Origin of the sequence: Phaeacidiphilus oryzae TH49 (assembly GCF_000744815.1) — a bacterium.
Taxonomy (GTDB): domain Bacteria; phylum Actinomycetota; class Actinomycetes; order Streptomycetales; family Streptomycetaceae; genus Phaeacidiphilus; species Phaeacidiphilus oryzae.
This window is the reverse complement of the sequence record NZ_JQMQ01000005.1, coordinates 1,787,177-1,811,943: the sequence shown is the minus strand read 5'-3', so window position 1 is coordinate 1,811,943 and position 24,767 is coordinate 1,787,177. Positions and strand designations below refer to the sequence as shown.

The window sequence follows — 24,767 nt, the reverse complement described above, 5'->3', positions numbered from 1 at the left end:
ATGGAACAGAGTCGACCACTGCGACAGAGGGCGGAGCAAGCTGTGAACACGGTCCCAGTGTGGAGTGTGGACCCGCGCACCGGGGAGCAGATCGAGCAGGTCACCGTCGAGGCGACCGGCGCGGACGTGGACCGCGCCGTACGCGCGGCGGCCGGCACGCGGCAGAGTCTGGCAGACCGGGCCCGCCGTGCCGAGTTCCTCCGCGCGGTGGCGGCCGAGCTGGAGTCCGACGGCGAGCGGATCATCGCCGCCGCCGACCGGGAGAGCGCCCTCGGGGTGCCCCGGCTGACCGGTGAACTGGCCCGTACCGCCTACCAGTTCCGGGCCTTCGCGGACGTCGTCGACGAGGGCGCGTACCTGGACGTGATCATCGATCACGCGGACCCGCAGGCCAAGCCGGTGCCGCGGCCGGACCTGCGGCGGTGGAAGACGCCGCTGGGCGTCGTCGCGGTCTTCGCGGCCAGCAACTTCCCCCTCGCGTTCAGCGTCTCCGGCGGGGACACCGCGAGCGCGCTGGCCGCCGGGTGCCCGGTGGTCGCCAAGGCGCACCCCGACCACCCGGCGACGAGCGAGCTCACCGGAGCGGCGATCCGGCGGGCGGCGGTGGCGTCCGGCCTCGACGAGGACGTGCTGGTGGTCGTGCACGGCCGGCAGGCCGGCGTGGACCTGGTGCGGCATCCGGAGATCGCCGGGGTCGGGTTCACCGGGTCGGTGGCCGGCGGGCGGTTCCTCTTCGACCTGGCGGTGAGCAGGGAGCAGCCGATCCCGTTCTACGGCGAGCTGGGCTCGCTCAACCCGGTCGTGGTGACGGAGGCCGCGGCCTCGGCGCGGGCCAAGGAGATCGGAACCGGGCTCGCCGGGTCCTTCACCCTGGGGATGGGCCAGTTCTGCACCAAGCCCGGACTGGTGCTGGTGCCGGCCGGGCCGGCCGGCGACGAGGTGGAGGCCGCGCTGGCGGCCGCGGCCGGCGAGGCCGCGTCCGGCGCGCTGCTCGACCCGCGGATGCGGGAGGCCTTCCTGGCCGGGTTCGCCGAACGGGCGGAGCTGGCGGGCGTCTCGGTCGCGGTCGAGGCCGGCGCGGACGACGGCGTCGACGGGGTGCCGCTGGCCGTGCGGCCGGGGTACCTGCGGGTCGCGGCGGCGGACGTGGGCGACGGGTCGGCGCTCCTTGAGGAGTGCTTCGGGCCGGTGACCGTGATCGTGCGGTACGAGGACGCGGCGGAGGTCGAGCGGGTGCTGGCCGCCGTCGGCGGGAACCTGACCGCCACCCTCCACGCGGAGGCGGACGAGCCGGCGGCGCGGGAGCTGCTGGAGCGGCTGGCCGGGGTCGCCGGACGGGTGCTGTTCGGCGGCTGGCCGACCGGCGTCGCGGTGGCGGCGGGGATGAACCACGGTGGGCCCTACCCGTCCTCCACCTCCACCTCCACCTCGGTGGGGGCCACGGCGATCGAGCGGTGGGTGCGGCCGGTGGCGTTCCAGAACGCGCCGGAGGCGCTGCTGCCGGTCGAGCTGCGGGACGCGGGCGTGGCGGGGCTGCCGCGGCGGGTGGACGGGGTGCTCCACATCTGACCCGCCCGCCCGCCGTACCGGCCTGCGGCGGTCTGTTCGGGGCGCCCTGGGCCGGACGCGGCCGCGCGTAGCATGATCTCCCATGGGTGTGCTCACGCGGGTGGAAGCGGTGGAACGGCGGCGGCTGCTGGACGTCCGGTCGGTCGTCGTGGGGCTGGACCTGACGCGGGGGGCCGAGCTCTTCGGGTCGCGGACCGAGATCAGGTTCGCCTGCGCGGAGCCCGGTCCGCAGGCGCGGACCTTCGTGGACGTGAAGCCGGCCGCCCTGCGGCGGGTGGTGCTGAACGGGCGGGATCTCGACCCGGGGCTGCTGGCGGACGGGCGGTTCCCGCTGGAGGCGCTCGCCGCCGAGAACGAGCTGCTGGTCGAGGCCGACATGGCCTACTCGCGCACCGGCGAGGGGATGCACCGGTTCGTCGACCCGGAGGACGGCGAGGCCTACGTCTACACCCAGGCCTTCCTGGACGACGGCCCGCGGGTGTTCGCCGCGTTCGACCAGCCGGACCTGAAGGCGCCGTACCAGGTGGCGGTCCGGGCGCCCGAGGGATGGCGGGTGGTCGGCAACACCCGGGCGGTGGAACGGGACGGCGGGGTCTGGGAGTTCGAGGCGACCCGGCCGATCTCCAGCTACCTGGTGGCGGTGGTCGCCGGGCCGCTCCACTCGGTGTGGGACGAGCACGACGGGATTCCGCTCGGGCTGCACGCGCGGCGGTCGCTCGCGCGGTACCTGGACGCGGACGCGCCGGAGATCCTGGAGATCACCAGGCAGTGCTTCGACCGGTACCACGCGGTGTTCCGTGAGCGGTACCCGTTCGGGTCCTACGACCAGTGCCTGGTGCCGGAGTTCAACGCCGGGGCGATGGAGAACCCGGGCTGCGTGACCTTCCGCGAGGAGTACCTCTTCCGGGCCGCGGTCACCGAGGCCCAGCGCGAGGAGCGCGGGCTGGTCATCGCCCACGAGATGGCGCACATGTGGTTCGGCGACCTGGTCACCATGCGGTGGTGGGACGACCTCTGGCTGAACGAGTCCTTCGCCGAGTTCATGGGGCAGTGGGTGCTGGCCTCGGCCACCCGCTTCGACGAGGCGTGGACCGGCTTCGCGGCCTCCCGCAAGCCGTGGGGGTACGCGGCGGACCAGCGGCCGTCCACCCATCCCGTGGCGCCCACCGACGTCGCGGACACCGCGCAGGCGCTGCTCAACTTCGACGGGATCTCGTACGCCAAGGGCGCCTCCGCGCTGCGGCAGCTGATGGCCTGGCTGGGCGAGGAGGCCTTTCTGGCCGGGGCCAACGCCCACTTCGCCCGGCACCGGTTCGGCAACGCCGGTCTCGAGGACCTGCTGGACGCGCTGGCCGCGGAGAGCGGCCGGGACGTCCACGGCTGGGCCGAGCGGTGGCTGCGCACCACCGGGGTGGACACCCTGCGGGTGGTCGAGGGCCCGGGCGGCGGCCGGCAGCTGCGGCAGTCCGCGGCCGGTCCGGTGCTCCGCCCGCATGTCGTCGAGGTCGGGCTCTACGACGCCGGGTTGAGGCGGACCGGGGGGTCTGCGGTCGAGCTTCGGGGGGACGGGGCGCCGATCGGGCTGACCGCCGCGGGCGCGGCCGAGCTGGTGCTGCCCAACGACGGGGACCTGACGTACGCCAAGATCCGGCTGGACGAGCGGGGGATGCGGGCCGTGCGGCGCGGGCTCGGGGGGATGGCGGACTCGCTGGGCCGGGCGCTGCTCTGGGCCTCCGTCCGGGACGCGGTGCGGGACGGCGAGCTCGACCCGGAGGAGTACCTCGCCCTGGTGGAGGGGCAGTTGGCCGGGGAGCGCTCGGTCCGGGTGCTGGAGTCGGCGCTGGTCTTCGCGCAGCGCCCGGTGGCCGATCTGTATCTGCCGGCCGAGCGGCGGAAGGGCGCGCTGGAGCGGCTGGCGGAGGTCTGCCGCGGGCTGGTGGAGGGTGGGGCGGACCCCGGCGTGCGGTTGGCGGCCCTGCGCGGGCTGATCGACGCGAGCGAGGGGGAGCGGGAACTCGTGGCGCTGGCCGGGTGGCTGGAGGAGGGGGAGGCGCTGGGCGTCCCGCTGGACCCGGAGCTGCGCTGGCGGATCCTGCTGCGGCTGGGCTCCGCCGGCGCCGCAGGGGAGGCGGAGATCGCCGCCGAGCTGGAGCGCGACCCGAGCGACACCGGTGCGGAGGGCGCCGCCCGCTGCCGGGCCGCGCTACCCGATCCGGCGGCGAAGGAGCGGGCCTGGGCGTCCGTGTTCGAGGCGGACGGGCTCTCCAACTACCTGCTGAAGGCCGTGCTGCAGGGCTTCTGGCAGCCGGGAGCGCGCCAGGCGGAGCTGCTGGAGCCTTATGTGGAGCGGTACTTCGCGCAGGCGCCGGGGGCGGCCGGGCGGCGCGGGCCGGCCGTCGGCAAGGCGCTGGGCAGCCTCGGCTTCCCCGGGCACGCGGCCGATCCGCGCACCCTCGGGCGGGCCGAGAAGTGCCTGGCCTCGGAGGAAGGGCTGACCGAAGCCCTGCGCCGGGCGATGGCCGACTCGGCGGACGATCTGCGCCGGGCGGTGCGGGTGCGGGAACTCGCGGCGGGCGGGGCTGGTTTGGCTGGTGCGGGTAGTGCGGGTAGTGCGGGTAGCGCGGGTAGCGCGGGTAGCGCGGTTAGTGCGGGTGGAGCGTCGGCGGGCCCGGGCGCGGGCGCGGGCGCGGCGGGCGCAGGCGGGAAGACGGAGGGTGCGGAGTGAGCGGTGAGGTGCTGCGGGTCCGGGGGCGGATACTCCTCGGGCCGGATCCGGACCAGGTGCGGGACGAACTCTGGGTCGTGGACGGGAAGGTGACGTTCAGCCGGCCCGTCGGGGCCGGGCTGGACGTGCAGACCGTCGAGGGCTGGGTGCTGCCGGGGCTGGTCGACGCCCACTGCCACGTCGGGCTCGGCGCGCGCGGCCCGGTGGACGCGGAGACCGCGGAGAAGCAGGCGCTCACCGACCGGGACGCCGGCACCCTGCTGATCCGGGACGCCGGGGCGCCCACCGACACCCGCTGGGTGGACGACCGCGAGGACCTGCCCCGGATCATCCGGGCCGGCCGGCACATCGCCCGGACCAAGCGCTACATCCGGGACTTCGCCCACGAGATCGAGCCGGACGAGCTGGTCGGCTACGTCCGGCAGGAGGCCCGGCGCGGGGACGGCTGGGTGAAGCTGGTGGGGGACTGGATCGACCGGGAGGTCGGCGATCTGGGCCCGTGCTGGCCGCTGGAGGCCGTGCGGGCGGCGATCTCGGCCGCCCACGAGGAGGGCGCCCGGGTCACCGCCCACTGCTTCGCCGAGAACTCGCTCGCCGACCTGGTCGAGGCGGGCATCGACTGCATCGAGCACGCCACCGGGCTGACCGAGGAGACCATCCCGCTCTTCGCCGAGCGGGGCGTGGCGATCGTCCCGACCCTGGTCAACATCCTGACCTTCCCAGACATCGCGGCCCAGGGCGAGGCCCGGTTCCCGGCCTACGCGGACCATATGCGGCGGCTCTACGAGCGGCGGTACGCGACCGTGGCGGCGGCCTACGAGGCGGGGATCCCGGTCTTCGTGGGGACCGACGCGGGCGGTTCGCTGGCGCACGGCCTGGCCGGGGAGGAGGTCGGCGAGCTGGTCCGGGCGGGGCTGCCGCCGCTGGCGGCGATCTCCGCGGCCACCTGGAGCGCGCGGGAGTGGCTGGGGCGCCCCGGCATCGAGGAGGGGGCCTCCGCCGACCTGGTCGTCTACGGGGCCGATCCGCGGGACGACGTACGGGTGTTGACGGACCCTCAGGCCGTGGTGCTGCGGGGCCGGGTGCGCTGATGGCTGGCGCGCTGGCGGCGGGCGCGCCAGCCGGCGCGGAGGCGGCGCGCCGAGTCGACCGGGTCCCAGTGGTAGCCGCGCCTCCGGCAGCCGGGGACCAGCGGGTAGCAGGCCAGGCCGAGCAGCACCGAGGTGAAGTGACCGACGTCGGTGAAGGTCCTGGAGTACACCAGGATCCCGCCGTAGAAGGCGAGCAGCCCGGCCAGGTAGACGTACCGCCACGGGGAGACGATCAGGTAGACCAGCACGCCCTGGACGCCGGCCAGCGCGTAACTGACGCCCACGTCCAGGGTGTTGGCGGCGGAGGCCGGGGCGTGGCCGTGCTGGATCGCCCAGTAGAGGACGCCCTGGCTGGCGTAGGTGGCGCCGACGTGGGCGATCACCGCGACGGCCAGCCAGCGGGCGGTGCCGAGCCAGCGCTCGGCCGGCACATGGAAGAGGTTGTAGAGGAAGAAGTACGGCAGCCAGATGCGTCCGGCGATCCAGAGCGCGGAGACGAAGAGCACCCGGACCGGGTCCGTCTCCAGCTGGTGGAGGTTGGTGGACCGCTGGCGCAGGAAGTCCTCCAGCGCGTCCGGCGCCATGCTGTGCATGATCGCGGTGGTCACTGCCAGGATGGCCAGCCAGAGGAAGGTGCCCGGGGCGCGCCTGACATAGCGGCGGGCGGACCGTAGCGCCCGGGCGGCGCGGACGCCGAACGGCGCGCGGGTGCGGAGAGGCGCGCCGGGGGCGCTGGCGGCGGCGGTCGCGCCGCGTGCGGTGGCACCTGGGCGGGGGCCTGGGCCAGGGCGAGGGCCCAGGCCGGCGCCCGCGCCTGTGCCGGTACCGGTGCCGGCGTCGGTACCGGGTACGGGCTCCGGGGGCCCGCCCGGACCGGGCGGGGGCGTCGCGGTCATGGGAACAGTCTCACCGAACGCCGTCTCGAACGGCGGGGGAGGGGGGCCGCGGCGGACCGGCCGGGCCGGTGGAACCGACCGGAACCCGGGTGGGTCGGATACGGCCGTTGGGGTGACGGTAGGCTCAAGCGCCATGGCAGGACGACCGCTGAACGAGATCGTGGAGGCCGGCTGGGCGCGGGCGCTGGCCCCCGTCGCCGGGAGGATCACCCTGATGGGCGACTTCCTGCGGGCGGAGATCGCCGCCGGCCGCACCTACCTGCCCAGCGGGCAGAACGTCCTGCGGGCCTTCCAGCAGCCCTTCGACGAGGTACGGGTGCTGATCGTCGGTCAGGACCCCTACCCCACCCCGGGGCACGCCGTCGGGCTGAGCTTCTCGGTGGCCCCCGAGGTGCGGCCGCTGCCGCCGAGCCTGGTGAACATCTACACCGAGTACCAGCGCGACCTGGGCTACCCCGCGCCGCTCAACGGCGACCTCACGCCGTGGACCAAGCAGGGCGTGCTCCTCCTCAACAGGGCCCTGACCACCGCCCCCCGCAAGCCGGCCGCCCACCGCGGCAAGGGCTGGGAGGAGGTCACGGAGCAGGCCATCCGGGCGCTGGCCGCGCGCGGCACTCCGCTGGTCGCCGTCCTGTGGGGTCGCGACGCCCGCAACCTCCGCCCCCTCCTCGCGGACTATCCGGCGATCGAGTCGGCCCACCCCAGCCCGATGTCCGCCGATCGTGGTTTCTTCGGCTCCCGGCCCTTCACCCGAACGAACGACCTACTGGCCCGCCAGGGCGCCCAACCCGTCGACTGGCGCCTGCCGGTAACGGCGGACGACCGAGGCGTAGTCCGCGAGGGATGAGCCCGGCGTACCGTCGTAGAGGCTCTCGTCGAAGGCCCACATCAGTCCCCGGAGTCCGCAGCTGGACATCTGGCGGGCCGCGTCGTCCATGACGCCGGGGTAGTAGTCGGCCACCTGCGCGCCGGCGCTCTCTCCGCTGAGCCGGGTGAACCCGTCGCGCACGGCGATGTTCGCGATCCAGCGGACCGAGGACCAGGAGTAGATCACCGGGTCCGCCGGCAGCGCCAGGATGTCCACCTTCAGATCGGACCGTGCGCAGCCGTTGTTGCGGGGCGTGCCCGAGCCGTCGACGAGCGAGGTCGAGGTGATCACGACGCCCGCCCGCTGTTTGATCAGCGCCAGCGTTTTGAAGAACCCGGCCCCGCTGCCGAGCAGGCCAGGCGTGGTCGCGCCCTGTAGGAAGTGTCCGATCGCCTCCTGCAGGCTCGCCGGGTAGTAGCCGGAACCGGGGACGAGGACTTTCAGGTATCCCTGGTAGCCGAGGGACCGGTAGAAGCCGATCTGCCAGTCGACCGCGTCCGCGAGGGAGCCGAGGTACCAGTGGTACCACTGCGCCACCTCGGCCGTGCTGAAGGCCCTTCCCCGGTACTCGTGCGAGCCCGGGCGCCAGCCGGGGAAGGGATCGGGGAGGATGGTGGCAGGCCTTCCGGGATCGGCGGCCCCGCCCTGGGCGTTCGAGTCGAAGGCCCAGTAGTTGATGGATCCGCCGCCGGTGTTGGCCGGTGGGTAGAGGAACTCTCCTTCGGCGTCCACGCCGACGCGGATCGCCCAGAACGTGCCGAGCCCGATGTCCCGCTGCACCCGGGCCAGATAGGCCTGTGCCTCTCCCCGGACGGCTGCGCTGAACACGATGTTCGCCGTTCCGGTGTACCGGTTGCCGTACTGGTCGACGTACGCGGCATCCGGAAAGCGGTCGAACAGCCAGCCGGGCGGATGGTTCAGGCCGAGACCGACCTCGATCCTGGAGCCGGCCCGGTGCAGGGTCCGCAGCGTGCGGCTGAGTTCCGCGAGGTAGTCGCGGTCGTAGACACCTGGAGCCGGCTCGTACAGGTCCCAGCGCAGATTCAGCTGGGCCACCTCGATGCCGCGGTCGTGCTCCTGGCCGGCCTTCGCCGGATCCGTCGTCAGAGTGCCGAAGTAGTAGTGCTCGGCCTGCCCGTGCCCTTTGCTCGTGGTCGCCACCAGCGCTGCGGTGATCAGCCCCAGGACGATGACCAGGGCAGTCCACAGGAGTCTGCCGCATCCTCGTCCGTCCGTCTCCCTTGCGTCCATCCCCGGCCCCGATCGTTTGTCCCACATGCGCTTTCAGGGCAGCAGTCCTCGGTACAGCCGCGCGTACCGCTCGGCAAGGCGAATCGCTCCGAAGCGTTCCTCCACCAGGGCGCGTCCTCGGCCGGCGAGTTCCTCCCAGCGCCTCGGCCGGCCCAGTAGCTCCGCCAGCAGCAGACCGGTCCGTTCGCAGTCCCCGACCGGGGCGCGGAGTACGGCGTTCCCGAGCGCCGCGAACTCCGGTAAGTCGCTGACGATCGCGGGACGACCGACGGCCAGCGCCTCCAACACCGTCAGCGGAACGTCGGCCTTTCCGCTCAGCGCGCGGGGCGGGAACAGCAGGGCGTCGACCGATTCGAGCAGAGTCGGCATGTCGTCGACATGGCCGATCACCTCCACATCGGGCAGCCCGGCTTTCCGGGCCAGTTCTCGGAGCGCGGCCTGGAGCGCACGCTCGTCCTGCCCCGGCCGCGGGCGCATGGCCAGCAGGAGCCGGCAGCGAGTGCCCGCACGGACGGCGGCAGCCGCCGCGGCGATCGCCTCCGCGGCACCACCACCGGGGTCGTGATGACCGGCGAACAGCACATTGGGGACGGCGACCGCGTCCGGCATTTCGCCCGTCGCTGTCGCGTCCGGCCGTCGGGGCCTCCGCGGCCATTGGTCCAGCGGAATCCCGGGAGGGATGACCCGAACCTCGCCGAATCCGGCTGCTCGGAGCAGGCCGGCGGTGGTCTCAGACAGTGCGATGGTCGGGCCGAGCGGCCGGGCGTGCTCCAGGTGCCGGGGATCCATCACCCCGGGGACGGTGTGCAGTACCGGCCTGTCCCCCAGCAGTCGACGCCGCCACCGGGAGAAGAGTGGAAAACCGCTCCCGATCGTCAGCACGGCGTGCACCAGATCGGATCGGCGCGCGAGAGCCGCGCCCGCGGCGCAGACCTGGAGGCGTTCCGGCGTACGGGGGACGCCGTCCGAGGAGAGGATCGGAATCCTCCGACCCTGCGTCAACTCTCCTCGGCCACGACCGGGCCAGCGGCTGAACCAGGTGAAGTCGACATCCGGAACCCCATTCGCGATCGCGATGGCGAGTTGTTTGTCGGCCCCGGTGGCGCCTCCCAGCGGGCTGCTGGTGAAGAGGAGGACGGAGGGCCGGTGGGCGTCGCAGGCGCCCACCACGGATCCTGGGACCGGCGCGGACTTCGATCTACCGGACATGTGCGCCTCCCGACCCCGGTCTTCCGCTGGGCTGGGTCGTTCGAGGGAGCGGGAGCCAGTAGAGCGCGAGCAGGCCGTAGGTGCTGCCCTGGCGGGAGAAGAGCATCCGGCCCGGGGCGACCAGTTGCCGCACCTGCGCGCTGGTGAGCGAGGAGTAGCCTTGCGAGATCGTCTTCCAGGGCACCACCACGTAGTGCACTCCGTACCTGGCTCGGTCCAGTGGGGTGATCCAGCGGCCGACTCGGTATCTGTCCCGCAGAGCCCAGTAAGAGATGCCGAGTTCGGTGGAGCCGTCCACGAAGGTGATCGCGCTGCCGGGCGGCACCCGCGCCGCCAGATAGGCACGCAGCTGGGCGTACCCGTTGTCCGAGTGCAGTCGTCCGGTGGTGTAGAGGGTGGCGGTGCACAGCAGCGCGGCGGCTGTGACGGCGGCGGTGGCCCGCTGCCAGTGCACGGTGTGCCGTTCCTCCCGACTCCGGATCCACAGTCGTATTGCCGGGCCGACGATGAGCAAGGTGGGCACATAGAGCAGGTAGAGGGCCTGCTCCTCCAGGGTTCCCACGGTGAGGGCGTAGCCGAGGGCGAGGAAGGCCGATCCGTAGTAGAGGCCCAGCAGACGCAGTTCGGGACCGCCGAGTCGGCGGATCACCAGCCACCCGAGCGGACCGATCAGCAGCAGGGCATAGGTGGTCGCGTACCCGGGGGCCTCGGCGAGCAGGCGCGAGGTCAGCGAGGGCGCGCCGTGTGCGTTGAACCCCGTGGGCTGCGTCTCCCCCAGGAGCCGCGCGATGCCCGAGCTCTTGGCCGCCTTGAAGTCCTGGAAGTGATGGAAGGCGACCACAAAAGCGAAGTACACGCCGTACGGCACTGCGGAGGCGACACAGCTGAGCACCAGCGGCTCGCGCCGCGGCCGCCAACGGGACAGCGCCGCCACGGCCAGCGGAAGGATCGTGACCAGCGCCGCCTCGTCCTTGGTCAGCACCGCGGCACCGAACAACAGTCCGGCGAAGATCGCTCGTAGTCGGGCCTTCGCCGGGACTTCCCCTCCCGTCAGGGGCAGCAGGACGAGGTACCCGGCCAGCACCCAGAACAGCACTGCGGTCTCCATCAGCACCCGGTCGTTCTGGCGGATGCAGAAGGGATCCAGGGCGAACACCGCCCCGACCGCGCCTGCCACGGGCAGCGACCCGCTTGCCCGGAAGACCAGCAGGACGAGGAGCGCCGCGGTGCCGCCGGCCAGCATGGCGTTGAGCATCCGAAACTGATCGACGCCGGCGATGAGGTCGGGACGGAAGCCGAACAGCCGCCCCCATCCCGCTTCCAGATAGAAGAAGCCGGGCGGATGGAGGAAGAACGGCCCCTGCGCGGTGCGCGGGAACTCCCCGGAGGCGGCACTGCGGCCGAGGTCGCGGTAGATGATCTCGTCGACGAAGACGTCGCCGGAGCGCCCCAGCCTCACCAGCCGCAGCAGGGCAGCCAGCGCACCTGCGGTACCGGCCAGAGCTGCGGCCCGCCACCTGGGGCGGTGAGTGCGGAGGAGCAGCACCGGTGCCGTCCACTTGGGAGGGGCCTGGGAGTCGGCGGTCATCCCATCCCTCCCGGGGGCACCGGTTCGGCCGGCGTCGGGGTGGACGCGCCGGGGCCGGCCGGCATCAGATAGACCTCGGGAGCGGTGGGGATGCGCCCTCCGGGGAAGAGGGCGTCCACCTGGGTGCGGTATCCCCGCACGAGCGCCTCCTTGGCGGCCAGTCCCTGTGTCCACTCGAAGGGGACCAGCGTGTGCCGGCTGACGAAGCGCCGGTCGGCGGTGTGCCGGCGGTTGTAGGGAAAGTCGCTGTAGTAGGCGACGGGTGACTCGGCCAGCTCCGCGGCGGTACGGACGAGGAGATGGTCTACGTGGCCGCCGACCGCCAGGGGCGCCAGCAGCAGAGTCTGCTGGGCCTTCGCTCGGGCCGCGGTACGGGAGCTGCCCCGGGCTGCGGGGTCGTCTTGCGGGTGCAGCAGGCGGTCGGTGAGAGTGCAGACGCGGTGCAGCGTCTCCACGTCTCGGGCCGCGAGCCGTCCCGAGGTGATGTGCAGGCGGTAGGTCGGGTAGAGATGCACGACCTCCGGCAGCAGACGGCCGATCAGTGCCAGCGACCTGGACAAGCCGGCCTGCGGTGGCTCCGGCTCGCGGCGGAACAGCGCCTCGGTGAATCCGGCGTGCAGCCAACCGACTCCCATTCCTTCCAAGACCTCCCGGTCCTCGGCCCGCCGGGCCTCGTAGAGCTGCTCCGCGTCGCCCGCGCCGGTCTGCTTCAAAAACCGTCGTGCGGAGAGCGTGTACGGAGGGGGCGCCCCTTCGCTGAAGACCGTGGCTACGGTGACCGGAACCCGTCTGCAGGCGTGCGAAAGCAGCGCACCGCAGGACAGCACGGCGTCGTCCAGGTGGGGGGAGAGCACCAGGAGTGGCCTGCCGTCCTCGATCGCGGCAGTCAGCCGATCAATGGGCATCGGGGTCCTCCTTCCGATTCGGCCGGCGCGGGAACGGCCGGGCCGACAGGGCCCAGCGGGTCGAGCAGGCGACGGGCGAGGGCCAGATAGCCGCCGGTGGTCTGCTCCCAGCCGTGCCGCCGCGCGGCCCGGTAAGCCTGCCTGCCGGCGGCCCGCCGCAGCTCTACGTCCGACGCCAATTCGCTTATTCGAGCAGCGAGTTCGGCCACGTCGAAGGGCGATACCGCTACGTCGCCGGCGCCCCGCATCCAGCTCAGTCCGGGCAGGTCGAAGTGGAGGACCGGCTTGCCGCACGCCATCGCCTCCAGCGCCGCGATGCCGAACGCCTCGGACCGGGAGGGCAGCACCAGGAAGGCGCACTCCTCCAGCAGCCGCTGCTTGCGGGCGCCCTCGACCCGGCCCAGCCAGTGGACCCGCGGCCCGGCGTCGGCCAGGAGGTCCGCCAGCCGCCGCTCCTCGCGCGCCGGGCCGGCGCCGGCGATCAGCAGCGGCATCGCCGTCGCCGCCTTGGCGTAGGCGGACAGCAGCAGGTCCAGGCCCTTACCAAGGATGTCGATCCGGCCCAGGTACAGCAGGTGATCGCCATGGCCGATCCGGTCCCCGTCGATCTCCCGTGGGTCGACCCCGTTCGGGATGACGTGGACGGTGGTGCCCGGACTCCGCCGGCGGACGATCGCGCCGTCTGCCTCGTTCAGGGTGACGACGTCCCGATAGCACCGCAGTCCGAACCGTTCCACAAGGCCGAAGGGGAGGTGGTATCGCTGCGCCATGGCTCGGCCGCCGAGCATCTGAGCAATCCCGACGACCGGTGCGGACGAGAACAGCGGGACGAAGCCGGTCGAGAACGGCGGTGTGAAGCTCTCCAGCCACAGATCGTGCGGCAACCGGCGGACCACCACCGGCAGCAGCGCGTGGTAGAGCAACTGCCCGGCTCGCGGCCCGGCCCAGCCGACGGGCAGGTAGCGGTAGCGCACGCCCGCCCGGGTGCGTGTTCCGCCTCGCCGCCCGGCCGTGACCACCGTCATCCGGAACTCCTCGGAGAGCCGCCGGGCCACTCGTTCTGCGACCACCGCCCCGCCGCCGTGGTAGTGCGGATTGCCGGCGTCGTCGTAGATGGAGAGCACCACGTGCCTGCGGGCCCGCGCCGCGGCAAGGGCGCGAAGCGCCTCGGCCTCCACCGCCGAGGCTGCGGCCCGGGCGTCCAGCACCACGACGGAGGGCAGTGACTTTCCCCAAACCCGGTAGCGGGCCCGGGCGTCGGCCAGTTCCTCGGCCGTGTGCTCGCCGTCTCGGGCGGCGAGTCGTACCGGATCGGCATCGAGGAGCAGTACGGCGTCGTACCGGTCCGCCAGGCGGGTGAGGAGAGTAGCGGTACGGGAGCCGGGCGGCGGGTCGAACTTCGCCAGGGCGTCGAGCGGACCGCGGTCGGTGAGGACCACGGCGCGCTCGCCCGGCCCACCGGCGTGCTCTTTGCGGTCGCTCCGCCATCGGGCACGGAACACCGCGGCGCTCATCCGCAGCGCCAGCTCGGCGGCGTCCAGCAGGACATGGACGGTCAGGCAGGCCCGAACGATCCGCCCCGACCCGGCGCTGCCCCGGTGGCGCCGACGGCTCGTGCGCTTCGGGAGCCGACGGCAGACGAAGCAGCCGTAGCAGTAGGCGGTGTCGGGGTGGCGGCCCTGAGCGGACAGCGCCGCTTCCAGGCGCGCGACCAGCGAGGACTTCCCGGCCCCGTCCGGGCCGGATACGGCGACGACCAGCGGCCTGTTCATCGGCTGAGCATCCTTCGCCGTTTGGCCGCCACCAGCGGGAGCCGCAGCGCGGCTTCCCGCACCGCCTCCCGAGGACGTCCTCCGCGCAGCAGGAACACCGCGTGCTCCGCGCCGGCTCTCAAGGCCACGGGTAGCGGCAGCGGGACCGGAAGCCGGACCGAGCTGCCGCGATCGAGCCGAGCGATGGCTCCGGAGGCCGTCGCCAACGCCCCGTCGAACGCTCTCGCCCAGCCTTCCTGGGCCGCCTCCGCGCGAGCCTGGGCCACCACCTCCGGGACGAGCAGTTCCCGCACCGCCAACAGCTCCGAGAGATCCAATTCCAGGTTCTGGAAGAGCCCGTGGGCTAGCCAGATGCGCAGCCGCGCAGCGGGGCCGGGGATCAGCCAGGGATTCCCGCCGTCCGGTGCGGAGCAAGCGAAGAGCCGTGCGGCGGGGATCACCGTGATGCCGAACCAGGACACCGCCCGGTGCAGATGGGCGGCCGGCCCGACGGGCGGCTCGAGGAGGACCTTGGTCGTGCGCTCCAGCCAGTACGTCGACTGGTGCGCGTACCACCCTTCCAGGGCTATTCGTGCGGCCTTCCACTGGTCTTCCGGCAGCACGAGGTCGAAGTTGGAGTACACGTAGTCGCTCTTCGGATCGGCCTTGATCAGGACCGCCTGGACCCCTCTGGCACCGAGTCGCCCGGTGGCCTCGCCCAGATTCCGGCGGAACCGTGCACCGGCCTCCTCCACTTCGGCGGCGATCCCTGCCAGCTGACCCGGATAGGCACGGGCCAGCCGTCCCTCGACCTGATTCCGCCGCGCCAGTTCCAGGGCGGGTCCCAGCTCGGCGTCCATGGCCGGCCGAGCATGCCCCCGCCAGACCGCGTCGGCCAGCAGCCCGAGCGTCTCCAGGGGCGGGCCCGTCCCGTCTCTCCCCATCGGTCGCGTCATGTCGAACCCCCTATCCCTTATCCCTCCGGCAGCCCCGATCGGGGCGGTGTGTCATCCAGCGACTCCGATCGGCGCAGGAAGCGCGCGGCAGCGCGGAGCCCGGCCAGCGCGGCTGTGACCAGCCAGAGCGCCGGGTACGGCCTGGTGGCCGCCAACAGGGCGATCAACACCAGGAGTTCGAGCAGCGGGATGCGGCCGAGAACCTCCCAGCCACTGCGGCGCACGAGCCGGCAGGCGAGCAGAAGCAGCGCGCCGAGGGCACCGCACGCCGCGCCGGCCGCTAGGCCTGGCACCCCGCCGAGGGTCCAGCCGGCCCCCAGCGCGATGGCGTAACCGAGTAGCCCGACGCACTGCCACCACAGGCAGCTGAAATCGTCCACCGCCTGGAAGAACGTGGTCAGCAGACTGAGGCCGCCGATCGCGAAGCCGCTGATCGCCGTGTACCTCAGCAGCACCGAGATCATCGCGTACCGAGCCGGGAACGCCACCGCGAGGACGGCCCCCGGCGCGGTGGCGAACACGGCGGACACCGGCAGCGCGACGACCAGATACAGACCGATAGCCCGGCGCACGAGCATCCGGCTGCTCCGACGCCGGGAGAGCGCAGGCAGGAAGGCCATCGAGATCGCCGAGGCCAGAAACACCGGAACCCGCGCAAGTACCACGCTGGCCTGGTAACTCGCGGCAGCCGCCCGGTCATCGGGGAGCACGGTCACCATGACCGGGTCGATGGCACCGAGCAAAGCCACCATGCCCTGCACGCCGCCCACTCCGAGCGCTCGACGCCACAGGTCCCGGTCGGCCACAGCGTTGCGCCACAGCGCGCCGCTTCCCCTTCGCGGCAGGGGCCACCACAGCAGGCACGGTAGGGCTCCGACGCCGAAGGCGGCCAGCGCACCGACGTCGCCCAGCCGGGCGACCGTGACCAGCAGTACACCGGCCGCGCACTTCAGGCAGACCTCGGCGATCGTCAGCGCCGACATGGCGCGCTGCCGTTCCGTCCCCTGCAGCCTCCCGAAGGCGACCGTGCTGAGAAAGATGAGCAGCGTACTGGCGGCCACCGCCGAGCTTGCGGCCGGACCGGCGAACCGGCTGGCCACGGCGGCCACCACGCCGGCCGCGAGGCCCCCGCCGATGACGCTGCTGATGCCGGCGAAGCGGATCGCATCCTCGCGCTCCGCCCCGGTGCCGGCTCGTGCCAGAGTCTGGGCCAGCACCCAGGGCACCATCACGGTGGCCACCGCGGAGGCGCCCAGCACCAACCCCTGCCCAGCGGCGAAACGCGTGTAGTCGGCGACATCCAGCAACCGTGTGAGCAGCAGCGCATACCCGTAGTTGAGGACCCCGACGGCGGTGAAGGCCGCCGTGTACCAGCGGGCGCCGCGCAGGGCCGCAGCCGCGCTCGTGCTCGCGGACGCCGTCACGTCGGCAGACCGGGGGCCGGCCACGACCGGCCCTGGTCGAGACGGTGCAGGAGGTCGGCCCGGCCGGCCAGGGTGACGGTGGCGTTCCTGACCCCGAGGCGGTTCAGCACGCGCAGGGCACGCACCTCGTCGCAGCTGTCCAGCAGCACACGGAACCGGTCGCCCGCGCGGATCCAGCTGTCCGTTCTCCGCAGTGCGCTGCCCATCAGCCGCTCCAGCGCGTCGCCGTCCACCGCCTCGAAGTCCGCCACGACCGCGAGATCGCAGGGGCTGCGGCGGGAGTGGCGGTGCCGCTGAGTGCGCCTCGACTCCGCCAGCACCACTTCGGCCAGTCTCAGCGCACTGCTGTCCCAGGAGAATCCCGCGGCCCAGGTATGGCATTCCTCGGCCAGTCTTCGGGCCACCCCGGGATTCGCGCAGTCCTCCAGCGCATGGTCGATGCCGGCGGCGAGGTCCGCCCCGGGAGGCAGCAGCCATCCGGTGCGGCCGGGCTCGACGGCATCGCGGAGGCCGGGGACGTCGAAGGCGAGCGCGGGTGTCCCCACGGAATTGGCCTCGATCACGCCCAGACCCCAGCCCTCTCCGCTGGAGGGCAGCACAGTGAGCCATGCCTGCGCGAGCAGTGCGCACTTCTGCTCCTCGCTCACCCGCCCGTGGAGGATCGTACTGAGCCCAAGACCGAGTGCCGCAGCCTGTTTGCGCAGGCTGGGCAGCTCACTGCCGTCGCCGGCGATGTCGATCCGCAGGTCCGGCCAGTGCCGCAGCACAGCCGGAACGGCGTCCAGCAACAGGGCCATTCGCTTGTGCGGAACCAGCCGGCTCACCACCGCGATGCGCGGTGCGGCGCTTCTCGGCGGCAACCCGGCAAGCGGGGGCGAAGAGCCGCTCGGCACCAGGTGAACCGGGTTGGTGAAGCCCAGCCTGCGCCGGATCTGCTCGCGGGTCGAGGGAGATACCGCGATGACGGGGCGCCCCCGGTAGACCCACCGGCTCACCGGCTTCTCCAGGCTCCGGCCGATCGTGTTCATCGGCCAGTGGAACCTCAGGTCGAACTGATCCTGGTGGACGTGGTGGATGACGCAGACGCAGGGTGTCCACTGGCCTGCGAAGAGCGGTGAGAAGAACGGAATGCCGTTCTGGAAGTCGACCACCAGGTCGTACTCGTGACGATGCGTGCGAAGGTGGTGGGCGGCTGCGGCGTAGACCCCGAAAGTCCCGCCCGCCCGACGGATCTCCACGCCGTCCAAGGTCTCCCATCCCGCTGCCCCGCCGAAGCGCGCGGTGAGGAGGGTGACCCGGATTCCTGCCGCGACCCAGCGTCGGGCGATCTCGTGGCAGTACACTTCCGCTCCGCCGGCCTGCGGATGCCGGGGATCCCGCCAGTTCAGAAAGAGTGCGTGGGCGCCCGCTAGTTGGTCCAGTGCGCTCATTTCAGGCCCCCGGGAGCACTGATCCGCAGCAGATCCGCCATGGTCCGGAGAGCGTCGCGCCGGACCGAGAAGGTCGATCCGGCGACGTCCGACCAGGCGACAGGCACCTCTGCGAAGGTGTGGCCGGCACGTACCATGCGGACGAGCATCTCCACATCGAAGGCGAAGCCGTCGATCCGGCACCCCGCGGCGATCTCGCGTACCAGTCGGCCGTCAAAGAACTTGAAACCGCACTGTGTATCGGTGAACTCGGGCAGGGACATCCGGACGATCCTGCGGAAGAGCCAGGAGCCTCCCCTCCGCACCAGGGGCTGTTCGACCTCGTAGCGCGCGCCGAGGGCGTGCCGAGACGCTATGGCCGCATCGTATCCGGCGTGCAGGAGCTGCAGGGCGTCATCCACGGCGGTGATCGGAGTGGCATTGTCGGCATCGATGAAACCGAGGAACTTCGCCGAGGAGGTCAGAATGCCGCGTCGCACCGCAGCGCCTTTGCCGCGTTCACTACAACCGATCGCAAAGACCCGGACGGTCTCGTTTCGAAAACGGTCGATGGTTTCCGCGGTGCGATCGACGCTCCCATTGTCCACCACTACGACCGCCGACGGCCAAGCAAGGGTGGACAGATGTCCGATTACCTGCGAAAGGGTATCCGGAAGGCGCCACTCCTCGTTGAGGGCCGGAATGATCACCTCTAGCTCCACGGGCGGACGCCGACACATCCGCAAGATCTCGTCATCCACACTGGAAGCGAACAATAAATCCAGTCGCTCCGGCCGCTGAGCCGAAAGAGAAAGCATAAGTCGACCTCCCCGCGCAGCCCCCCGGACGCAGAGATCCCCCGTTGTGCCCATGGATCATCGCCAGCGAAGCGCGTGCGCTCCACGCCAAATCAATCCGAATATGCGGCCTGAGGTGAAGGGTTGGTCCAGGCCGCAGAGTGGCACCAGTCGGCGCCACCCCGTCCCCGAAGGGATTCCCCGTACCGTCTCCGGATTCTGCTCCGACTGCGGCACCGTGTATTGATCCTCCAGGGTGCACGCTGGATCTATGCGCGTCAACCCTCGAATGAAGGCTATGAAGAGTATCTGTGGATCCGGATTCTTCGGGTCCAATTATCCGCCCGTGTTCCGTGGGCGCATACACTGGCGGCGGCTTATTCCGGCAGATATGGCCAGCGCTTACTCGGCCGCTCACCTCGCGTGATCCTTGAGGCCTCACCCGGCGAGCGACGGGATGGTATGGGGTATTCGATTTCGGGCCGCATCCGACATGGTGGGTTTGATGGGAAGAATGTCGAAGCACAGGGCGGCGGCAAGGCTGAGGGGGATCAGGTCCTTGCGGGAGTCGCGTTAACGTCGGGGTTGGTTCGACAGTATCCGATCGGCCATGAAATCGTCGTTCGAACACCCATCTGTTTCGCCCTCATCGCCGAAATATACGCGGCCGTTGCCTCGGCGCGAGCGGCGGGTCCGTTTGGGCTGTCTCAGGGTGAGTCGGCCAGTCGGGACGTCAAGCTTGTGGGGTGTCATCACCCTTCCGGGTGAAGTGATGTTGTGTGGCAGCGGGGTGACGCACTGTTCGACAGCATGAGCGCATGTTGTCGAGGATCGGGATGTGCGCGGCCGCGGCCGCGCTGGTGGTGGGGGCCGCGCCGGGGAGTGCGAGGGCGGCGGGGGCGGCGGATCACGGGACGGCCGCTGCCACGACCGCGTGGGTGGGGCTCGACGTCAAGCTGCTGAACGGCGGGGTGGACGTACCGGTCGCGCTGGCGCTCAACGAGATACGCGCGCCCGGTGACACCTCGCGGACGGCGGCCAGTCTCTCCGCGCGGATCGACGGGGTGGAGGGCGGATCTCTGGAGCTGGTGCGGTCCGACGTCGGGCGGACCTCGGCGACGGCGGACGCGGACGGCTCGCGGGCCTCGGTCGACCTGCTGCACGCCCGGCTCCGGCTGCCGGGGCTGCCGTTCACGGACGTCCTCGGGCTCGACGAGGTCAGCGCGGTGGCGAGCTGCCCGGCGGCCGGCCGGCCGAGCTCCTCGGCCGACATCCTGGGGCGGGTCACCCTTCTCGGCCGCCCGGTGAGGCTGACCGCGTACGGGCCGGTGCGGGTGGCGGTGCCGGGGATCGGGTCGGTGGCACTGGGGCTGTCGGAGCATCGCAGCGACAGCGATTCGGCGGCGGCGAGCGCGCTCCGGCTGACGGTGTCGGTCAACCCGCTGAAGCTGAACGTGGCGCAGGTGACGGGCACGGTGACGCTGGGCCAGGTGAGCTGCCGGAAGGCGGCGGCGACGGGTGGCGGCCCGGGCAGTGGGGGCTCGGGGGCGACGGGCAGCGGGGGAGCTGCGGGCGGTCCCCAGCGGTCGGCGCCGGCGTCCGCGCCGGTGGGGGGCGCGTCCCCGACGCCGGTCGGCGAGGCCGCGGTGGCGGCGAGGACGACCCGGCTGGCGGAGTCGGGCGGTGGCGGCGGAGCGGGGTACCTGGTCGCGGCCGGGGCCGTGCTGGTGGCGCTGGGGGCCGCGGTGTCACTGGGGGTGCGGCGGCGGAGGCGAGCCGCGCGGAGGTGACGGCGGCGGAGGCGGACCGCGCGGAGGTGACGGCGGCGGAGGCCGACGGCGGGGCCGGGGGCGCGCGGGGGCCGGGGCGCCGAGGGCGGCGAACGTTCATTTAGTGAAGCCGGGAGGGCGCTCAATCGCCGTGTCTCTACAGGCTATTGACGCACTCTGGTCACAATGCTTCACTTCCCCGCGAGAGCGCTCTCTTGCACGTGAGGAACAGCCGTAGCTCCCTTCCCACCCACCTCGCCTGGGAGAGCCATGTCCGTCGCCCCCAACCGTCGTACCGTGCTGCGCGGCGCCGCCTTCTCCGCCGCTGCCGCCGCGACCGCCTCGCTGGCCGGCGGGTTCGCCGCCGGGCCGGCCTTCGCCGCCCCGGCCGCGGGCCCCGCGGCCGGGCTTGGCCCCAACGTCCTGGTCTTCGACCCCTCGATGGGGGACGCGGCGATCCAGGCCAAGGTGGACGCGGTCTTCGCGACCCAGCAGTCCAACCAGTTCGGCTCCGAGCGGTACGCCCTGGCGTTCCTGCCGGGCACCTACCACGTGGACGTCAACGTCGGCTTCTACACCCATGTGCTGGGGCTCGGGGAGAGCCCGGACGACGTGGTGATCAACGGTCATGTCACCGTCGACGCCCAGTGGCTGGACGGCAACGGCACCCAGGACTTCTGGCGCTGCGCGGAGAACCTGTGCATCGTCCCGCCGGACGGCCTGGAGCGCTGGGCGGTGGCGCAGGCCGGCCCGATGCGCCGGGCGCACATCAAGGGCGACATGACGCTCTGGCCGAGCCCGCCGGGAAACCGCTGGTCCAGCGGCGGCTTCCTGGCCGACAGCGTGGTGGACGGCCAGGTGGACTCCGGCTCGCAGCAGCAGTGGCTCTCCCGCAACGACACCTTCGGCAGCTGGACCGGGTCCAACTGGAACATGGTCTTCGTCGGTGTGGAGGGCGCACCCGCGCAGAGCTTCCCCAGCCCGCCGTACACCACCGTCGACCGGACCCCGGTCGTCCGGGAGAAACCATTCCTCACCACCGACGGCAAGGGCGGCTACCGCGTCTTCGTGCCCGCCGTCCGCCGCGACTCCACCGGCACCACCTGGGGCTCCGGGCGTCCGGCCGCCGGACGCAGCCTGCCGCTCTCGCTCTTCCATGTGGCCCGGCCGGGCGACTCCGCCGCGTCCATCAACGAGGCGCTGGCCCTCGGCCGGCATCTGCTGCTGACCCCCGGCGTGTACCCGCTCTCCTCGCCGCTGCGGGTGAACCGGCCCGGCACGGTGGTGCTCGGCCTGGGGCTCGCCACCCTGCGGGCGACCCGGGGGAACGCGCTGATCGAGGTGGCCGACGTCGGCGGGGTCTCGGTCGCGGGCGTGTTGCTGGAGGCGGGCTCCGCGGGCTCGCCGGCGCTGCTCCGGGTCGGCCGCGGCCGGAGCGCGGTCCGGCACGATCTCGATCCCACCGTGCTGTTCGACGTCTACGCCCGGATCGGCGGCGCCGTCGCCGGCGGCGCGGCGGTCAGCGTGCAGATCGACAGCAATGACGTGATCTGCGACAACCTCTGGCTGTGGCGGGCGGACCACGGCGAGGACGGCACGGTCGGCTGGGCGGTGAACCCCGCCGACACCGGCTTCCTGGTCAACGGCGACCGGGTGACCGCCTACGGGCTGGCCGTCGAGCACTACCAGAAGTACGAGGTGCTCTGGAACGGCAACCACGGCCGCACCTACTTCTTCCAGAACGAGCACCCCTACGACGTGCCGACGCAGGCGGCGTGGGTGCACGGCGGCACCAACGGCTACGCCGCCTACAAGGTCGGCGATCACGTGACCGACCATCAGGCCTGGGGCCTGGGCAGCTACTGCTACTTCGACCTCAACGCGAACATCTACACCGACCGGGCGTACGAGGTCCCGGACACCCCCGGGGTCGTCTTCACGGATCTGATGATCGTCTGCCTCAACGGCGCGGGCGGCGGCGGCATCCTCCACTGCGTCAACGACGCCGGGGGGCCGGTGGAGAACGGGTTCGGGACCTACTTCATGAAGCGGTACTCCAACGGGGCCGGGGCCTAGGGGAGCGGTCGCCCGGGGTCGCCGGCGGTTACCCGGAGTTCCCCGGGGTGAGCGCCCCCGGGGAGCCGCCCCCGGGGAACCGCCCCCCGCCGCGCGGGTATCAGTCTGTCAGCTGGAGCTGGTGGGTGGCGCCCGGGAGGCCCTGGGTGAGGTCCACGGTGAGCGGCCTGCGGCGGCCGACGGTCACCGTCAGCGACGTGAGGCTGAGCGTGGCATCGGCCGCGGCCAGCACCGTACGTCCCCGGACGGTCCTGGTCAGCACGGTGCAGGGGGCGCTGACGGTGATGCCGGCAGCGCTGCCCGCGGCGAAGAAGACCACCGCGGTCAGGCCGAGTGAGCGGACCCGGATCGCCTGCTGGGAGGCGGTGGCGGCGAGGATCTCGACCGGGTTGGCGACCGCGGTGGCCAGGGTTTTGGCGACGCCGGCGCCCGGCAGCACCAGGTAGGCGTAGGAGGCGTTGTCGGGCGCCGTGCCGTGGTCGAACCAGAGGGTCGCGTAGCGGCGGGTGTAGGGGGTCGTGGTGCCGCCGGTGCTGGGCCCGTCGTCGATGTCGGACCAGGCGCCCGTGCGGGCCTCGCGGAGCGCCCTGAGGTCGGCGCCGCGGGGGCCCGGGAAGACGTAGCCGGCCACGCCGTCCAGATGAGCCCATCGGGCGCCGGTGAACTCGGCCGACCAGCCGGGCGCGGTGGGCTGCGGACGGCCGTCGACGGTGAGCCGGTTGGCGCCGGACTCGCCGAGGTTGCGGTTCTCCACGATGGTCTCGATCGGGTGGCCGCTGCCGCCGGTGATGCCGGCGCCGAGCGCCACCACGCAGTCGTCCAGGCAGAACCAGGACTTGCGGGCGCGCATCGGCGATCCGTACGGAACCAGGTCCAGGCCGAGGGCGCCGTAGCCGCCGAGGGCTGCGTCCAGGGCGGCGCCGCCGGCGAAGGCGGTCGGGGGGAGGGTCTGGGCGCCGGCGCTGGTGGCGAGCGGCAGCGAGTCGACGGTGGTGCCGGGCAGGCGCCGGCAGTCGACGGTGGGCCAGTAGGCGTCCGTGTAGTGGCCGTTGTCGGCGTCGTAGAGGTAGGTGGCGCCGTCGCCGGTGTGCCAGCCGCGCTGGTTCTCGCCGTTGATCGCCTCGAAGCGGGCGATCTTGCGTCCGGAGAGGCCGACCGTCCAGGACCACTCCGGGCGGGTGTGCACCGCCCTTGCTATGGACGGGAGTTGGCGGTGGTCGGCGGTGGCGGGGGCCGGGCTGACCAGCGGGTCGTCCAGCACCGTCTTGACCAGGGCGACCCGGGCCGGGGTGGCCGAGCGCAGGATCGGGGCGTAGGTCTCGCCGGTGATCCACGCCTTGGCCAGGGACTTCCAGCGCTTCTGCTGCTCGCGGGCGCCGAGCGGGATCAGGCCGAGGACCGCCTCGGTGATGGCGTGGCCGGCGTCGTGGTCGGTCTCGCCCTGACGGGACAGGAAGCGGCCGCGGGCCACGTCCATCACCAGGCCGTCGCGCATGAAGGGCGCGTAGGTGAGGTCGATGGAGGACAGGATCGTGGTCGCGAACTGCGGGTCGGTGATGGCGAAGTCCGAGCCGGTGAGCAGGCGGGCCAGCTGGCTGAGGTCGTTGAGCAGGACGTAGGCGTAGTGGCCGTTGTAGGGGATGTTCGTGTGCTGGAAGTAGCCGCCGTCCCGGTAGTAGCCGTCGCCCTCGGTGACGTACGGGAAGATGTCGGAGAGCTTGTCCCGGCCGAGGGTGACCAGCGAGGCGTCCTTGGCGAGGATGCCGCGGAGGATCGTGATCTGGCACTTGTCGGAGCGGTTGGCGCCGGTGGTGGTGGTCCTGCCCTGCTGGACGGTGGGGTCCGGGTCGAAGTAGGCGACGGTGGCGAGGTGGCTCGCCAGGTCGGCGGCCGGGACCTGGTCGCCGAGGATCGCCAGGGTGTTGACCAGGGGCTGGGGTGAGCCGATCTCCCAGTGGTACCAGTTGCCGACCTCGGTCTGGTCGCCGTGGAAGTAGGCGGTGCCGATCAGGCGGAGGGCGCTGACCAGGCGGTCGGCGGTGGACTGGTCCTGGTGGTAGTGCGAGCCGGGGGTGGCCCAGGCGATCGCGGTCTGGAGGAGCCGGGTGTAGGTGGCGGTGGCGTTCTCGATCTGGGTGAAGGGGAGGTCGGTGTAGACGGAGGTGGGGGCGGAGGAGTCGTCGTAGGCGGCGACGGCGGCTGCGGCGGTGGCGTCCACCTGCTGGATCGCTGCGGCGAAGTCGGGATCGGTGGGGTCCACGGCGGGGCCGCCGGTGAGGATGTCCGACCAGGTGGTGCGGAGTTGGTCGAACTGGTCGGTGGTGGCGGCGGCAGGGGCGGCAGTGGTGGCGGTTGCCGGCGACGCGGCGGCTGGGGTGCTGCTCAGTCCGCCGAGGAACGCGGTGCCGGCCGTGGCGGCGGCGCCGGTGGTGAGGAAGCGGCGTCTATTGAGTGGGAGTGGGGCGCGCATGGGGGTAATCCCA

At 72.3% G+C, this 24,767-nt stretch carries 17 protein-coding genes; 6 read left to right on the top strand and 11 right to left on the bottom strand.

The features are described from left to right. The 3 genes from BS73_RS12245 to BS73_RS12235 all read left to right on the top strand — a co-directional run bounded on the left by BS73_RS12245 (nt 1) and on the right by BS73_RS12235 (nt 5,385). Entirely contained in the window at nt 1–1,569 is a 1,569-nt protein-coding gene (locus tag BS73_RS12245) for an aldehyde dehydrogenase (NADP(+)) (RefSeq protein ID WP_051939846.1), read from the top strand. A gap of 82 nt (nt 1,570–1,651) precedes the next feature. Then, a complete protein-coding gene (gene pepN, locus BS73_RS12240) occupies nt 1,652–4,294 on the top strand; it encodes an aminopeptidase N (RefSeq protein ID WP_063836968.1) in 2,643 nt (880 codons plus the stop codon). Nucleotides 4,295–4,302: 8 nt separating this feature from the next. Further along, nucleotides 4,303–5,385 (top strand): amidohydrolase family protein, encoded by a 1,083-nt coding sequence (locus tag BS73_RS12235; protein WP_037579249.1) that lies wholly within the window; start codon nt 4,303–4,305, stop codon nt 5,383–5,385. On the opposite strand, the gene BS73_RS12230 is transcribed toward BS73_RS12235, so the two are convergent. Next, a complete protein-coding gene (locus BS73_RS12230; RefSeq protein WP_407675136.1) occupies nt 5,352–6,185 on the bottom strand; it encodes a rhomboid-like protein in 834 nt (277 codons plus the stop codon). The genes BS73_RS12235 and BS73_RS12230 overlap by 34 nt on opposite strands. A 229-nt stretch (nt 6,186–6,414) precedes the next feature. Here BS73_RS12230 and BS73_RS12225 point away from each other — a divergent pair, with 229 nt between their 5' ends. Further along, on the top strand, nt 6,415–7,128 hold the full coding sequence (locus tag BS73_RS12225) for a uracil-DNA glycosylase (RefSeq protein ID WP_051939845.1): 714 nt from the start codon (nt 6,415–6,417) through the stop codon (nt 7,126–7,128). On the opposite strand, the gene BS73_RS12220 is transcribed toward BS73_RS12225, so the two are convergent. The 9 genes from BS73_RS12220 to BS73_RS12180 all read right to left on the bottom strand — a co-directional run bounded on the left by BS73_RS12220 (nt 7,045) and on the right by BS73_RS12180 (nt 18,403). Continuing rightward, the gene (locus BS73_RS12220; protein WP_037571714.1) at nt 7,045–8,400 is read right to left on the bottom strand and encodes a beta-galactosidase; all 1,356 of its coding nucleotides are present in this window, start codon (nt 8,398–8,400) and stop codon (nt 7,045–7,047) included. The two genes, BS73_RS12225 and BS73_RS12220, sit on opposite strands and share 84 nt — an antisense overlap. Nucleotides 8,401–8,433: 33 nt before the next feature. Continuing rightward, nucleotides 8,434–9,282: a glycosyltransferase gene (locus BS73_RS38195; protein ID WP_161789665.1), complete on the bottom strand. Its 849-nt coding sequence runs from the start codon at nt 9,280–9,282 to the stop codon at nt 8,434–8,436. Nucleotides 9,283–9,598: 316 nt separating this feature from the next. Further along, nucleotides 9,599–11,197, bottom strand: coding sequence for an ArnT family glycosyltransferase (locus tag BS73_RS12210; RefSeq protein ID WP_037571709.1), 1,599 nt, complete (start codon nt 11,195–11,197; stop codon nt 9,599–9,601). After that, complete coding sequence (locus tag BS73_RS12205) at nt 11,194–12,102, bottom strand: PIG-L deacetylase family protein (protein ID WP_084703989.1); 909 nt, start codon at nt 12,100–12,102, stop codon at nt 11,194–11,196. The genes BS73_RS12210 and BS73_RS12205 overlap by 4 nt, the downstream gene beginning before the upstream one ends. Beyond that, nucleotides 12,084–13,874, bottom strand: coding sequence for a glycosyltransferase (locus tag BS73_RS12200; protein ID WP_037571707.1), 1,791 nt, complete (start codon nt 13,872–13,874; stop codon nt 12,084–12,086). The genes BS73_RS12205 and BS73_RS12200 overlap by 19 nt, the downstream gene beginning before the upstream one ends. Then, on the bottom strand, nt 13,871–14,713 hold the full coding sequence (locus BS73_RS12195) for a hypothetical protein (protein ID WP_152617595.1): 843 nt from the start codon (nt 14,711–14,713) through the stop codon (nt 13,871–13,873). The genes BS73_RS12200 and BS73_RS12195 overlap by 4 nt, the downstream gene beginning before the upstream one ends. Before the next feature lie 113 nt (nt 14,714–14,826). Then, complete coding sequence (locus BS73_RS12190; RefSeq protein WP_152617594.1) at nt 14,827–16,233, bottom strand: lipopolysaccharide biosynthesis protein; 1,407 nt, start codon at nt 16,231–16,233, stop codon at nt 14,827–14,829. Further along, nucleotides 16,230–17,663 (bottom strand): glycosyltransferase family 4 protein, encoded by a 1,434-nt coding sequence (locus BS73_RS12185; protein WP_063836967.1) that lies wholly within the window; start codon nt 17,661–17,663, stop codon nt 16,230–16,232. The genes BS73_RS12190 and BS73_RS12185 overlap by 4 nt, the downstream gene beginning before the upstream one ends. Beyond that, a complete protein-coding gene (locus tag BS73_RS12180) occupies nt 17,660–18,403 on the bottom strand; it encodes a glycosyltransferase (RefSeq protein ID WP_161789664.1) in 744 nt (247 codons plus the stop codon). Before BS73_RS12180 ends, BS73_RS12185 begins: the two co-directional genes overlap by 4 nt. An 854-nt stretch (nt 18,404–19,257) precedes the next feature. Here BS73_RS12180 and BS73_RS37310 point away from each other — a divergent pair. Both BS73_RS37310 and BS73_RS12170 read left to right on the top strand, forming a co-directional pair. Next, complete coding sequence (locus tag BS73_RS37310) at nt 19,258–20,229, top strand: SCO1860 family LAETG-anchored protein (RefSeq protein ID WP_037571702.1); 972 nt, start codon at nt 19,258–19,260, stop codon at nt 20,227–20,229. 249 nt (nt 20,230–20,478) lie between these two features. Continuing rightward, nucleotides 20,479–22,284: an adenylyl cyclase gene (locus BS73_RS12170; RefSeq protein ID WP_235215387.1), complete on the top strand. Its 1,806-nt coding sequence runs from the start codon at nt 20,479–20,481 to the stop codon at nt 22,282–22,284. A gap of 100 nt (nt 22,285–22,384) precedes the next feature. Here the strand turns inward: BS73_RS12170 and BS73_RS12165 are convergent, their stop codons facing one another. Further along, complete coding sequence (locus BS73_RS12165; RefSeq protein WP_037571701.1) at nt 22,385–24,754, bottom strand: polysaccharide lyase 8 family protein; 2,370 nt, start codon at nt 24,752–24,754, stop codon at nt 22,385–22,387. Nucleotides 24,755–24,767: the final 13 nt, after the last annotated feature.

Bases quoted from the DNA above. Each gene is read 5' to 3' on its own strand.
- BS73_RS12245 (WP_051939846.1), top strand. From the start codon at position 1: ATGGAACAGAGTCGACCACTGCGACAGAGGGCGGAGCAAGCTGTGAAC.
- BS73_RS37310 (WP_037571702.1), top strand. From the start codon at position 19,258: ATGTTGTCGAGGATCGGGATGTGCGCGGCCGCGGCCGCGCTGGTGGTG.
- BS73_RS12185 (WP_063836967.1), bottom strand. From the start codon at position 17,663: ATGAGCGCACTGGACCAACTAGCGGGCGCCCACGCACTCTTTCTGAAC.
- BS73_RS12210 (WP_037571709.1), bottom strand. From the start codon at position 11,197: ATGACCGCCGACTCCCAGGCCCCTCCCAAGTGGACGGCACCGGTGCTG.
- BS73_RS12200 (WP_037571707.1), bottom strand. From the start codon at position 13,874: ATGAACAGGCCGCTGGTCGTCGCCGTATCCGGCCCGGACGGGGCCGGG.
- BS73_RS12205 (WP_084703989.1), bottom strand. From the start codon at position 12,102: ATGCCCATTGATCGGCTGACTGCCGCGATCGAGGACGGCAGGCCACTC.
- BS73_RS12170 (WP_235215387.1), top strand. From the start codon at position 20,479: ATGTCCGTCGCCCCCAACCGTCGTACCGTGCTGCGCGGCGCCGCCTTC.
- BS73_RS12225 (WP_051939845.1), top strand. From the start codon at position 6,415: ATGGCAGGACGACCGCTGAACGAGATCGTGGAGGCCGGCTGGGCGCGG.
- BS73_RS12165 (WP_037571701.1), bottom strand. From the start codon at position 24,754: ATGCGCGCCCCACTCCCACTCAATAGACGCCGCTTCCTCACCACCGGC.
- pepN (WP_063836968.1), top strand. From the start codon at position 1,652: ATGGGTGTGCTCACGCGGGTGGAAGCGGTGGAACGGCGGCGGCTGCTG.
- BS73_RS12195 (WP_152617595.1), bottom strand. From the start codon at position 14,713: ATGGACGCCGAGCTGGGACCCGCCCTGGAACTGGCGCGGCGGAATCAG.
- BS73_RS12220 (WP_037571714.1), bottom strand. From the start codon at position 8,400: ATGGACGCAAGGGAGACGGACGGACGAGGATGCGGCAGACTCCTGTGG.